The sequence below is a fragment of the Kribbella sp. VKM Ac-2569 genome (assembly GCF_004216905.1).
Lineage (GTDB): Bacteria > Actinomycetota > Actinomycetes > Propionibacteriales > Kribbellaceae > Kribbella.
Genome location: NZ_SGXJ01000004.1, coordinates 267545 through 280343, shown reverse-complemented (window position 1 = coordinate 280343; position 12799 = coordinate 267545). Strand labels below are relative to the sequence as shown.

Below are 12799 nucleotides of genomic sequence, written 5' to 3'. Positions count from 1 at the left end.
TGTCTAGATCGTCGCCGGTACCTCGGCCCGCTGCGCGCGCTTGAGGCCGAACAGCAGCAGGCCGATCGAGATCGCGCCGACGACGGCGTACGTGATGCGGCCGCCGATACCGTCCCAGGTGGAGTGCAGCGCGACGGCCAGCGCGTACATGCCGAGGAAGCCGGCGAACCGCTTGCCGGTCGGCTCAAGCACGAACCGCCACAAGCCCCAGCAGGTCAGGCCGGTCCAGGCCGCGTGACCGGCCGGGGAGAGCAGGCCGCGGATGAACAGCGTCTGCTCGGCCGCGCCGACGTTTCCGTTGGACTGCAGCAGCGCGACGAACGCGTAGCCCATCGTTTCCAGTACGGCGAACCCCGTGCCGACCGCGACCCCGATGACGATCCCGCGACCGATCGACGTCCGGTACCGGTGCCCGAAGAACACCACGAGGATCGCCGGTACGACGAGCTTGGCCGCCTCCTCGATCAGCCCGACACCGACCATCGGCAACGTCCCGAGCCGACGCATCGCGTCGTACTCGAGCAGACCGGCGACAACGACCCCGACCACCCCGCCGAACAGCAGGCACCCGCCCAGCGTCGGCCCGTCGATCAGCCACCGCCCGGACCGACCGGCGGCGAACGTCACGAAGGTCAGCGGTACGACGAGCGCGCCGAGCAGGATCATCGTCGGAAACAGATTCGGGTTCCCCGTGTCGGTCAGCACGGCCAGCACGGCCAGATACAGCCCCGCTCCGATCAGGAACGTCCCCGCCCAGGCCCACCGGCGTACCAGCTGTTGTGTCATGCACTGAATGGTGCCGGGTGCTGGCGTCCTTGCGCCATGTCGCAGGGACGGCAGTGATGGACAGGGCGGATTGCTGTGACGTGATTGCAAACTCAGTCGGAAGAAGAGGTGTGCCTGCCCCAAACCTCTCGAAGGAGAATTCCGCCTATGTCCTCCCCCCGACGTGCCGCCGCGCTCACCACAGCGGCGGTGCTTGCCCTCGGCGCGGCAACGGTGATCCCGTCCGCCGCAGCACCACCACCCTCGAACGGCACCACCGGCAAGACGTCCTTGATCACGCTGATCACCGGTGACGTGGTCGAAGTGACCGACGCCGGCGCCGGCAAGAAGGCCGCCACGGTCCGCCCGGCGGCCGGCCGCGAAGGCGTCTCGTTCCACACGGTCGAGGCCGACGGCGGGCTCCGCGTGCTGCCGAGCGACGCCGTACCGTTCGTGTCGAGCGGCGTCCTGGATGTGGACCTGTTCGACGTCGACGAGCTGATCGCTGACGGGTACGGCGAAGCCGCGAGCCTCCCGCTCATCGTCAAGGACGCCCCCGGCGTCCGGTCCGCGCAGGACCTCGCCGGTACGACGACGACGCGGCAACTCCCGTCGATCGGCGGCCGCGCGCTGACCGCCGCGAAGGACCAGCTGCCGGAGCTGTGGAAATCTCTGAAGCCCGGCGTCGGCGCCCGCTCGCTGAACAGCGGCGTCACCAAGATCTGGCTGGACGGCAAGGTCCGTCCGGTGCTCGACAAGAGCGTCCCGCAGATCGGCGCGCCGGACGCCTGGAAGGCGGGGTACGAGGGTTCCGGCGTGCAGGTCGCCGTACTGGACACCGGCGTCGACGCGACGCACCCGGACCTGGACGGCAAGGTCAAGGAGAGCCAAGACTTCTCCGGCAGCCCGAGCGGCACCGAGGACCACTTCGGCCACGGCACGCATGTCGCCGCGACCATCGCCGGGACCGGCGCGGGCGCCGGCGGCACCCGGAAGGGCGTGGCGCCGAAGGCCGACCTGCTGGTCGGGAAGGTGCTCGGCGACGACGGGTACGGGTACGACTCCTGGATCATCGCCGGGATGGAGTGGGCCGCGTCCGAAGGCGCGAAGGTCGTGAACATGAGCCTCGGCGGCGAGGCCACCGACGGCACCGACCCGCTCAGCCAGGCGGTCAACGACATCACGGCGCAGACCGGCACGCTGTTCGTCGTTGCGGCCGGCAACGAGGGCCAGGACGAGACGGTCGGTACGCCGGGCGCCGCGGCGTCCGCGCTGACGGTCGGAGCCGTGGACCGCGAGGACAAGCTCGCCGACTTCTCCAGTCGGGGACCGCGGCTCGGTGACGCGGGCCTGAAGCCGGAGATCACCGCCCCCGGCGTCGGCATCATCGCCGCCCGCGCGACCGGCACGGTCATGGGCGACCCGGTCGACGAGCTCTACACCGCCGCCTCCGGTACGTCGATGGCGACGCCACATGTCGCCGGTGCAGCGGCCCTGCTCGCGCAGCAGCACCCGGATTGGAAGGCCGACCAGCTGAAGAACGCACTGGTCAGCACCGCAAAGACCCAGCCGGAGCAGACCGTGTACGCGCAGGGCGCCGGCCGGGTCGACCTGACCCGGGCCGTCGCGCAGAAGGTGACCGCCAGCGGTGTCGCGGACTTCGGCGTGCAGACGGCGGAGGCGGGCACCCGGACCATTACCTACCGGAACGACTCCGGCAGCGCGGTCACGCTGAACCTGTCCGTCCAGGTGACGAACCTCGACGACAAGCAGCCGGAGACCGACGGCTTCGGCCTGCCGACGACCGTCACGGTCCCGGCCAACGGCACCGCCGACGTACCGCTGACGCTGGACCCGGCCAAGCTCGGCCGCGGCCAGTACAGCGGCTGGATCGTTGCCACCGGCCCCGACGGTGTCGTCACGCACACCGCGGTCGGCGCGCTCCGGGCCGGCCCGAGGCACAAGGTGACGGTTCGTGCGCTCGACCTCAATGGCGAGCCGACCGGCGTCCCGGTGTTCTCGTTGTACGGCGACAACTCGCGGTCCGACGTACTGGCGTGGATCCGGGACGGCGCGTCGTACACCGCCGAGGTCGAGGAAGGCACCTACCTGCTGCACTCGCTGGTGGAGAGCAGCGACCCGCAGAACGAGCAGGCCAGCCTGGTCACCGACCCGAACGTCGTGGTTGACAAGGACACCGAGATCGTCCTCGACGCGCGGAAGGCGGTCCCGATCACCATCGAGACGCCGAAGCCGTCGGAGCAGCAGGCGATCCTGAGCTACTACGTGCACCGTGAGTACGGCAACGGGCGTTCGATCAGCCACGGCGTCATGCACTTCAGCACGGTCAAGCAGGTGAACGTGACGCCGACCAAGCCGGTCAAGGACGGCGCGTTCGAGTTCTCGTCCCGCTGGCAACTGGTCGCTCCGCTGGTCCAGGCGTCGATCCCCGGAGTGTCCGGTCCGCTCGACATCAACCTGCTGCACCGGTCGCCGTCGTACGAGGGCAAGAAGCGCTTCCGGCTCGTGACCTCGCTGCAGGACGCGAAGGGCGCCCTGGTGGTGCTCGACTCCGACGACGAGGACGAGCAGATCAAGGCGGCCGCGGCCGCCGGTGCGGCGGCGGTCATCCTGATCCGGCCGGCCGACTTCTCCGCGTGGACGGTCTGGCGACCGGTCGGTGACCGGGAGCCGATCCCGGCGATGGTGACCACGTTCAAGGACGGTCAGAAGCTCGTCGACCGGGTACGGCGCGGCAACGCGACCATCGACCTCACGCTCACCACGTCCAGCCCGTACCTGTACGACGTACAGCAGGTCTCCACCGGGTTCATCCCGGCGAAGATCCTCTACAAGGTGACGGCGACGAACAGCGCCCGGATCACCACGCGGTACGCCGACAACGGCGGGTTCAACTGGGCCAAGGAGCAGCGGTTCGGGTGGCGCCCGTGGCAGCAGTACTCGTGGAACGACTCCCAGCGGTTCGTCGAGACGCCGAAGGTCCGGGAGGAGTGGGTGACCTCGGGTGACTCACTCTGGCAGCACCGGGTGCACCACCTCTACACGTGGGACACCATGAACCCGCTGGCCGGCGGTATGACGTCCGTACCGCGTAGCTACCGGAACGGTTCGTCGGACGAGACGTGGTTCGGTCCGGTCGTACGTCCCGCGGCTGCGCCTGGCATCCAGTCCACGCGCACCGGTGACCGGCTCTCGCTCCGCATCCCGTCGTTCGTGGACGCAGGCGGTCACTACACGGTCGGTGAGGCCACGAAGGACTCGGCGACGCTGTCTCGCAACGGTCAGGTCGTGGCTGAGCTTCCGGACGCGTGGGAGGACGTGATCACCTCCAGCGACAACGCGGCGTACAAGCTCGACCTGTCCGCCGAGCGCATCGACACGGAAGGCGAGTGGAACTGGGGGACGCGCACGCAGACCTCCTGGGAGTTCCGCTCGGCCAAGCAGGCGGACGACAAGGCAACGCCGCTCGCACTGCAGCAGGTCGACTACAGGGTCCCGGTCGACCTGACCGGCCGGGTGAGCGCCCGGACGCACGTAGTCGGCTTCGAGTCGCCCCGGGCGACCGGACTGCAGGCCTGGTCCTCGTTCGACGAGGGCAAGACCTGGCAGCGCCTCGCGGTAATCGGTGCTGTCGGCCACTACCTGGCCGTCGTCCCCAACGCCCACGACACCGTGTCGCTCAAGGTCGCAGCAACCGGCCCGAACGGCGCGAAGGTCACCCAGACGGTGATCCGCGCGTACGGCGTCAAGTAGTAGTACGGCAACCCACCGGCCTGGCTAGAGCCAGTCGCGTTTTGCGGCTTGGAAGGCCAGGCCGGTGCGGGTGTCGACGCCTGCGAGGGCCATGAGGCGGTCGAGACGGCGTTGGACGGTGCGGCGGCTGATGCCTAGCTGGTTGGCGATCGACTTGTCCGGTACGCCGCCTACGAGCAGAGAGAGCAGGAGCCGCTCGGAGTCGTCCAAGCCCTCGTCATCGTGCTTCTGCTCGGCCTGCAGGCGCACTGGTGTCGCCAGCTCCCAGTAGCTCTCGAAGAGCGCCAGCAGTGCATCGAGGAGCTGGCCGCGGCTGATGATCGCTGCGGACGGCTCTCCGATGCTCTGCTCGTCGTCACGGACCAGGGGGCAGATCGCCGTCGACCGGTCCACGATCGCGATCCGGACCGGCAGTGTCGGCACGACCCGTGCCTCCTCGCCCCAGCTGACGCCTTCGGCGATCGAGTCCAGCTCACCGGGTGTCTCGATCAGTGCGCGCTCGTAGATGGCGCGGTACCGGACGCCGCGGGACAGAGCACCGTACTCCTCGGTGTTGTCGGCGCCCTGCATCGCCAGCGGGTTCGCGCGGCAGAACCAGAGGATCTCCTCGCGGGCCGAGTTCTGCAGGTCACGCAGCCGTTCGCGGAGTGTGGCAGCGCCGACGATCACCTCGACCAGGTGGTGCGCGTCGCGCCGGCTCACGCTGGCCCGGAACTCCTCGCTGAGCGCGCTCACCGTCTTGCGGGCCGCCTCGAGCGACTCCTGGCGGCGGAGCAGCGTCGTACCGAATGCCACGTCCGGCGGCAACGGCCGGAACACCGGATCGTCGGCTGGCTGCGCCGTCACCAGCCCCTTGGCCTGCAACCGCTGCAGCACCTCGTCGGCCTCCGGCTGCGGCAGTTCGGCCACCTCGGCGAGCTCGGCGGCCCGCGCGGCGGACAGGCCGACCAGCAGCCGGTAGGTCTGCTCCTCGCGCGCGTCGAGCAACGAGCCTTCCTGCATCCGCCCCACCTCCGGGCACCACCTAATCAGGGTTCGCGATCCGGAAGCGAGCGCTTTCCCATTGGCACTGGTGAGCCATGGCTCGTCTGTGTCATCACGGAGCCGCTGAGACTCCGTCACTTTCCGGTCAGAAGCCCGCGGAACTCGCCAGCCGCCCAGCGCCACCGCCCTGGAGAAGAGACCCAATGATGAGCTTGACCGACTACGCCGGCATCGCCGGCCTGATCGCCGCGGCCGCCGTCGCGATCTGGATGCTGCGCAACCACCGCACCGTCGCGCCCAACGCGCGGGCCGCGAGACACCGCGGCGCACCCACCCTGCGACTACCGCGCCCGACCCGCCCGGAGCGCGCCTCTTCACGCGCTAGTAGGTAGGCCCCGTACGCGTACATCGACAACCCGATCGCGGCCATCAGCACGATCACGACCCACTGCCACCCCACCCACCCACGTCACCCTGACGGTGTACCCATCCCTCAGCTGCCCGGCTGAGCGGTCATAGGCACGCCAGCGACCGCCGTGTTTTGCGTGGGGAGTTCTACTGGCCATGTCAGGTGCGCTGAATTCCCCAACCGTCGCACCACGAACCACTCGCCGCGGTGCCAGGGCCAGGTCAGGGACCGTAGTGGTACCGGCACGCGATGATGTGGATTCCGTCGTCGGCGATCCGGTAGACGAGCCGGTGCTCCGAGTTGATGCGTCTCGACCAGTAGCCGGCGAACTCGTGCCGCAGTGGCTCCGGCTTGCCGATGCCGTCGTGGCCGTTGCGATCGATGTCCTCGATCAACTGGTTGATCCGCTTGAGGAGCTTGCGATCGTTGGCCTGCCACCACAGGTAGTCCTCCCAACCGCGGTCGAGGAAGACGACCTTCATGCAGCGCCACCCGCCGTGCCTTGGTCATCGGCGGAGTCGGGGTCGGCCAATTCTCGTATGGTGCCGTCACCCGCCCTGTCCTGCTCGATCGCCTCGCGCAACCGCCTCGCGTTGGCCGGCGACCGCATCAGGTAGTCGGTCTCCTTCAGTGACTCGTACTCCGCCAGCGTGACAACGACGACAGGCTCATGCCCGGCGCGGGTGATCACCAACTCCTCCGCGTCATTCTCGACCGCGTCGAGGGCAGCAGCCAGGTTCGCGCGCGTCTCGGTAAAACTCATCGTCTTCACGCTGTACAGAATAACGTACATCGCACAGATTCATGGTCGGAGTCTGGGAACAACCACCGGGGACTGAGCGCCGGCAATACCCTGTTCACCGACCCCAGCGGCTGTCCGCAGACCCGGGCAGGATCCTCCGAAAGGACGAAAGTTGCCCGGGCAACGCAAAAGTCCCGGTCGAGTCGACCGGGACTTCGTTGTGCGCGAGGGGGGAGTTGAACCCCCACGCCCTTTCGGGCACACGGACCTGAACCGTGCGCGTCTGCCTATTCCGCCACCCGCGCGCAGCCGCCTGATACATCTCCTGGCGACGAGAAGGAACAGTAGCACGGGTTCTACCGGTGCTTCACATTGCGGGTTCGGTCGAACCTCCCGATACGATCGATCGTCGTACCCGGTGTGTCCGCCTGACCGGTGGACATCTGTTGGCGTACCGACCGTGGAGGAGGAGGCGTGCGACCGCTACAGCGCTTCGAGCGACGCCTGGAAGGCATTGTGAGCGGTGTCTTCGCGCGCGCTTTCAAGGGTGACGTCGAGCCGATCGAACTGGCCGCCGCCCTCAAGCGTGAGATCGACAACACCGCGCGGATCCTGTCCCGGGACCGCCGGCTGGTGCCGAACCACTTCACCATCGAGCTGGGTCCGGACGACTTCGAGCGACTGAACGCTTATGGCCGGACCCTGAACCACGAGCTCGCCAACGAGCTGCGGGACCACGCCGACATCCAGCGCTACACGTTCTCCGGGCCCATCGACATCGAGCTGGTCCAGCAGGATGATCTCCCGACCGGTAAGTTCCGGGTGGTCAGCGCCACGGTCGGGACGCCCCAGCGGCGCCCGCCCTACGAGCCCCAGCCCTACCAGCAGGAGCCCTACGTGCCGCCGAACGAGCCGGTCGTGCAGACCCCGCCGCCGCCACCGCAGCAGTTCCAGCAGACCCCGCCGCCGCAGCAGCAGGCGCCGCGCCGCGGGCACCCGCAGGTGATGCTCGAGGTGAACGGCCGCCGTCGCCCGGTGAACCCGCCCGGCGTGGTGCTCGGCCGCGGCACCGACGCGGACATCCAGATCAACGACCCAGGTGTCTCCCGGCGGCACGCCGAGATCCGTCTGATGCCGGAGGGCCCGGGCGGTATCCGGGTGGTGATGGTCGACCTCGGCTCCACCAACGGCACGCTGGTGAACGGCCGCCGGACCACCGAGGCCGAACTGGTGGACGGCTCGACGGTCCGGATCGGCAACACCACCATGACGCTGCGTCTCGCGGACGAGCCGATGGCCCAGCCGCCGAGCAGCGGGTGGTGACTGACCTTCCATGTCGGAACTGACCCTGACCCTGATCAAACTGGGGTTCCTGGCCCTGTTGTGGATGTTCGTCCTCGCGGTGCTGTCCGTGATCAGGTCCGACCTGTTCGGCGCGAAGGTGGACAGCCGGGCCGCGGCTGCCGCCGTACCGCAGAACTCCCGTACGCCGAAGGCCGCGAAGCCGGTCAAGAAGCGCAAGGGCCTGCCCGGGTCGGTGACGATCGCGGACGGCCCGCAGGCCGGGGTCGGTGCGTCGCTGGGCGACGAGCCGGTGATCATCGGCCGCGGGTCGGACTGCCAGATCCGGCTCGACGACGACTACTCCTCCACCCGGCACGCCCGGGTGTTCCAGTCCGAAGGCCAGTGGTGGGTCGAGGACCTCGGCTCCACCAACGGCACGTACCTTGACGGCCAGCGGGTCACCCGCCCGGTCCCGGCCGAGATCGGCGGTTCGATCCGGATCGGCCGGACGACGCTGAACATCGCGAAGTAGGCCTGCCTCGATGACCCTGTCGCTCGACTACGCCACTCTCTCCGACGTCGGACGAGTGCGCCGCAACAACGAGGACTCGGCGTACGCCGGTCCGCACCTGCTGCTGCTCGCCGACGGGATGGGCGGCGCGGCGGCCGGTGAGGTGGCCAGCGCGGCGGCGGTCCAGGTGATCCGGCGGCTGGACACCGCGGAGATCAGCGGCGAAGACATGATCGAGGCGCTGGCCGGCGCGGTGCACCGGGCCAACGAGCGCCTGTCCGAGCTGGTCGAGGAAGACCCCGAGCGCGAAGGCATGGGCTCGACGGTCACCGCGCTGATGTTCGACGGCAAGCGGCTCGGCCTGGCACACCTGGGCGACTCCCGCGCGTACCGACTGCGGGACGGGCAGCTGTACCAACTGAGCCACGATCACACCTTTGTGCAGTCGCTGGTCGACGAGGGCCGGATCTCCCAGGAGGAGGCCTTCACCCACCCGCACCGGAACCTGATCCTGCGCGTCCTCGACGGCCGCCCGGACTCCGACCCGGACCTGGAGATGCTCGACGTCCAGGCCGGTGACCGGCTGATGCTGTGCAGCGACGGCCTGCCCGACTACGTGAGCGACGAGGTGATCGCGGCCTCGATGGCCTCCGGTACGCCGGACTCCGTCGTCGTCGACCTGATCACGCACGCGCTCGAGGCGGGCTCGAACGACAACGTCACCGTCCTCGTCGCCGACGTCGTCGAGACCGAGCCCGCGAGCGGCGTGCAGCCGCAACTGGTCGGTGCCGCCGCCGAGCTGGCGCAAGGCAGCACCGGGCGCGGCGAGCCGACGGTCGCGGTCCGCACTGCCGGTGGTGGCGGTCACGGCGGCGGTGGTCACGGCGGCGGGCTCGACCCGGAGGAGCTGCGGTATGCGCCGCGCCCGCCGAAGAGGTTCGCGTGGCTGCGGCGAATCGCCGTACTGCTGGTCGTCCTCGGCCTGATCGGCGGTGGCGGCTGGTTCGCCTACAGCTGGACCCAGAAGCAGTACTACGTCGGCACCGACGGCGACTACGTGGCGATCTTCAAGGGCATCGAGGCGGATCTCCCCGGCTTGTCGCTGTCGAAGGTCTACGAGCGGCAGACGCTGCAGGTCGACAAGCTCCCGACGTACAGCCGGGAGCAGGTCGAGGCCAACATCCAGGCGGACAACCTGCCCGGCGCCCGCTCGATCGTGGCCGAGCTGCAGCACACCGCTGCCGAGTGCGCCGCCAAGCCGACCACGACCCCCAAGCCGTCGACGCCGGTGCCTTCCTCGAAGCCGCCCGTCTCCAAGCCGCCGGTCTCGACACCGCCCGTTTCGAAGCCGCCGGCCTCCTCGCCGCCCCCGTCGACGGCCCCGACCGGTACGGCGTCGCCGAGCACGCCGGTCGACCCCGACGACTGCGACGGGGTCCGATGAGCATCGCCTCCACGTCCGTCATTCAGATCATCCCGCGTACCCGGCGTGGGGTGGAGCTGCTGCTGCTCGTGATCGCGATCGCGGTCTCGGTCGGCGCGTACGTGAACATCGGCATCACCGTGCAGAACGCCGTACCGGCCAGCACCGGGTACTACGCGGCCGGAATCGGACTGCTTGCCCTGATCGCCCACCTCGCGCTCCGCTACCGGGCGCCGTACGCCGACCCGGTGCTGCTGCCCTGCGCCGTGCTGCTGAACGGCCTCGGTGTCGCGATGATCCACCGGGTCGACCTCGGCCTGGCCATCGTCGCCGAGGCGAAGGGGAACACCCCGAAGGCGCCCGCGGCACCGCAACAGATCACCTGGACCGCGGTCGGCATCGTGCTGTTCCTCGTCGTCATCCTCGTGATCAGAGATCACCGCCGGCTGCAGGCGCTCACCTACACCGCCGGCCTGGCCGGTCTGGTGCTGCTCGTGCTGCCGCTGATCCCCGGCCTCGGCGTGAACCTGAACGGCGCCCGGATCTGGATCCGGCTGGCCGGCATGTCCTTCCAGCCCGGTGAGTTCGCGAAGATCTGTCTGGTCGTCTTCTTCGCCGGCTACCTGGTGGTGAAACGCGACGTCCTGACGCTGGCAGGCCATCGCTTCCTCGGCCTCGACCTGCCGCGGGCCCGCGACCTCGGCCCGATCGGGATCGCCTGGGCGGTCAGCCTCGGTGTCCTGGTGTTCGAGAGCGACCTCGGTTCGTCGCTGTTGTTCTTCGGCCTGTTCCTGTTCCTGCTGTACGTGTCCACCGAGCGGGCCGGCTGGCTGATCATCGGTGGCGTGCTGTTCGTCGGCGGCGCGTACTTCGCGTACGCGACGTTCGGCCACGTGCACCGCCGGGTCACCGACTGGCTGGACCCGTGGGCGATCGACGGCGGCCAGGTGAAGCTCGGGCTGATGGGTCAGTCCTGGGGCGGCATCCTCGGCCGCGGTCTCGGCCAGGGCCACCCGGAGGCCACGCTGTACGCCCAGAGCGACATGATCATCTCCTCGTTCGCCGAGGAGCTCGGGCTGACCGGGCTGATCGCGATCCTGCTGGTCTACACGCTGATCATCGAGCGCGGCCTGCGGACCGCGCTCGGCTGCCGGGACATCTTCGGCAAGCTGATCGCGACCGGTCTGGCGATGTCGTTCGCGCTGCAGGTGTTCGTGATCGTCGGCGGCGTCACCGGGCTGATCCCGCTGACCGGTCTGGCCACCCCGTTCATGGCGCTGGGCGGTACGTCGCTGGTCGCCAACTGGGCGATCATCGCGCTGCTGCTGCGGATCAGCGACCAGGCCCGGCGGCCGCAGACCCCGGCCGCTCCGGTTTCCGACGAAACGATCGCGATGGCGGTGCAGAAGGCATGAACTCAGCGATCCGGCGACTGGCCGTGGCGGCGATCATCCTGATGCTCGCGCTGATGGCGAACTCGACGTACCTGCAGGCCTTCCGGGCGAACGAGATCAACGGCCGCAACGACAACAACCGGGTCCGCGACTCGCAGTTCTCGGTGAACCGCGGCCCGATCCTGATCGGCAGTACGCCGGTCGCGCAGAGCAAGGAGTCCGACGACCGCTTCAAGTACCAGCGCACGTACCCCAACGGCCAGGTGTACGCGCCGGTGACCGGGTTCTACTCGTACCTGTTCGGCCGCGGCGGTATCGAGCTGACGATGAACGCCGAGCTGAACGGCTCGGACCCGTCGATGGCGTTCCGGCGGATCATCGACGTGATCAGCAACCGCCCGCAGCAGGGCGGCAGCGTGACCCTGACCCTGAACGCCGCCGCCCAGCAGGCGGCGTACAACGGCCTGGCCGGGAAGACCGGTGCGGTGGTCGCGATCGAGCCGAAGACCGGGCGGATCCTGGCGATGGCCAGCCGGCCGTCGTACGACCCGAACCGGCTCGCCTCGCACGACACCGAGAAGGTCGGCGCGGCCTGGAAGAGCCTGAACGCCGACAAGAGCAAGCCGCTGTCGAACCGCGCGGTGCAGGAGCTGTATCCGCCCGGGTCGACGTTCAAGCTGGTCACCGCTGCGGCCGCGCTGTCCAGCGGCAAGTTCACGCCGGAGAGCAAGGTGAACTCGCCGGCCGAGCTGCCGCTCCCGCAGACCACGGTCCCGCTGGTGAACGAGGACGGCAAGAACTGCGGCGGCAGCAACAATGCGACGCTGACGATCGCGCTGCGCTACTCCTGCAACACCGCGTTCGGCACCGTCGGCATGGAACTCGGCGCGGACGCGCTGAACGAGCAGGCCGCGAAGTTCGGCTTCGGAGCCCGGCCGCTGACCGAGCTGCCGAGCGTGGCCACCAGCCAGTTCCCCGGCGACCCGAACCAGCCGCAGACCGCGCAGTCAGCGATCGGCCAGTTCGACGTCCGCGCCACCCCGCTGCAGATGGCGATGGTGGCGGCCGGGATCGCGAACAAGGGCGAGGTGATGAAGCCGTACCTGGTCCAGAACGTGAAGACCCCGGACCTGAAGACGGTCTCGGAGACCAAGCCGGAGTCGCTGCACCAGGCGGTCACCCCGCAGGTCGCCGCCCAGCTGACCGCGATGATGGTCGACGTCGTCAACAACGGCACCGGCAGGCCGGGCCAGATCAAGGGCGTCCAGGTGGCCGGCAAGACCGGTACGGCGCAGACCACGAAGGAGCGCCCGCCGTTCGCGTGGTTCACCGCGTTCGCGCCGGCCAACGACCCGAAGGTGGCCGTGGCGGTGCTGATCGAGGACGCGAACATCCCGCGCAACGACATCGCGGGCGGCACCTTGGCGGCTCCGATCGCCAAGAAGGTGATGGAGGCGGTGCTGGGCCAATGAACAGCCGATGAGCACCATACGGAATGATGCGATGACAGCGC

At 69.1% G+C, this 12799-nt stretch carries 11 protein-coding genes and 1 tRNA gene; 6 read left to right on the top strand and 6 right to left on the bottom strand.

The genetic code is table 11. From position 1 onward, the window contains the following. Positions 1–3: 3 nt before the first annotated feature. Positions 4–786, bottom strand: coding sequence for a PrsW family intramembrane metalloprotease (locus EV649_RS27845; RefSeq protein WP_130386567.1), 783 nt, complete (start codon positions 784–786; stop codon positions 4–6). Between the two features lie 147 nt (positions 787–933). Here EV649_RS27845 and EV649_RS27840 point away from each other — a divergent pair, with 147 nt between their 5' ends. After that, positions 934–4539, top strand: coding sequence for a S8 family serine peptidase (locus tag EV649_RS27840; protein WP_130386566.1), 3606 nt, complete (start codon positions 934–936; stop codon positions 4537–4539). A 24-nt stretch (positions 4540–4563) separates the two neighbouring features. Here the strand turns inward: EV649_RS27840 and EV649_RS27835 are convergent, their stop codons facing one another. From EV649_RS27835 to EV649_RS27815, 5 genes are all read right to left on the bottom strand, one after another. Further along, positions 4564–5541, bottom strand: coding sequence for a helix-turn-helix domain-containing protein (locus tag EV649_RS27835; RefSeq protein ID WP_130386565.1), 978 nt, complete (start codon positions 5539–5541; stop codon positions 4564–4566). 202 nt (positions 5542–5743) lie between these two features. Further along, positions 5744–5983 (bottom strand): hypothetical protein, encoded by a 240-nt coding sequence (locus EV649_RS27830; protein ID WP_130386564.1) that lies wholly within the window; start codon positions 5981–5983, stop codon positions 5744–5746. Between the two features lie 170 nt (positions 5984–6153). Continuing rightward, positions 6154–6414: a Txe/YoeB family addiction module toxin gene (locus EV649_RS27825; protein ID WP_130386563.1), complete on the bottom strand. Its 261-nt coding sequence runs from the start codon at positions 6412–6414 to the stop codon at positions 6154–6156. After that, on the bottom strand, positions 6411–6695 hold the full coding sequence (locus EV649_RS27820) for a type II toxin-antitoxin system prevent-host-death family antitoxin (RefSeq protein ID WP_241998879.1): 285 nt from the start codon (positions 6693–6695) through the stop codon (positions 6411–6413). The genes EV649_RS27825 and EV649_RS27820 overlap by 4 nt, the downstream gene beginning before the upstream one ends. A gap of 200 nt (positions 6696–6895) precedes the next feature. After that, positions 6896–6979: transfer RNA gene (locus tag EV649_RS27815), tRNA-Leu, on the bottom strand. A 169-nt stretch (positions 6980–7148) separates the two neighbouring features. Between EV649_RS27815 and EV649_RS27810 the strand changes: the two genes are divergently transcribed. Genes EV649_RS27810 through EV649_RS27790 form a run of 5 tightly spaced genes read left to right on the top strand, consistent with a single transcriptional unit; the run spans position 7149 to position 12758 of the window. Continuing rightward, positions 7149–7997, top strand: coding sequence for a DUF3662 and FHA domain-containing protein (locus EV649_RS27810; RefSeq protein ID WP_130386562.1), 849 nt, complete (start codon positions 7149–7151; stop codon positions 7995–7997). A 10-nt stretch (positions 7998–8007) separates the two neighbouring features. After that, entirely contained in the window at positions 8008–8490 is a 483-nt protein-coding gene (locus EV649_RS27805) for an FHA domain-containing protein (RefSeq protein WP_130386561.1), read from the top strand. A 10-nt stretch (positions 8491–8500) separates the two neighbouring features. After that, on the top strand, positions 8501–9913 hold the full coding sequence (locus tag EV649_RS27800; protein ID WP_130386560.1) for a protein phosphatase 2C domain-containing protein: 1413 nt from the start codon (positions 8501–8503) through the stop codon (positions 9911–9913). Then, on the top strand, positions 9910–11307 hold the full coding sequence (locus EV649_RS27795) for an FtsW/RodA/SpoVE family cell cycle protein (RefSeq protein WP_130386559.1): 1398 nt from the start codon (positions 9910–9912) through the stop codon (positions 11305–11307). The genes EV649_RS27800 and EV649_RS27795 overlap by 4 nt, the downstream gene beginning before the upstream one ends. After that, the gene (locus EV649_RS27790; RefSeq protein ID WP_130386558.1) at positions 11304–12758 is read left to right on the top strand and encodes a penicillin-binding transpeptidase domain-containing protein; all 1455 of its coding nucleotides are present in this window, start codon (positions 11304–11306) and stop codon (positions 12756–12758) included. The genes EV649_RS27795 and EV649_RS27790 overlap by 4 nt, the downstream gene beginning before the upstream one ends. The last annotated feature ends 41 nt before the right edge of the window (positions 12759–12799 follow it).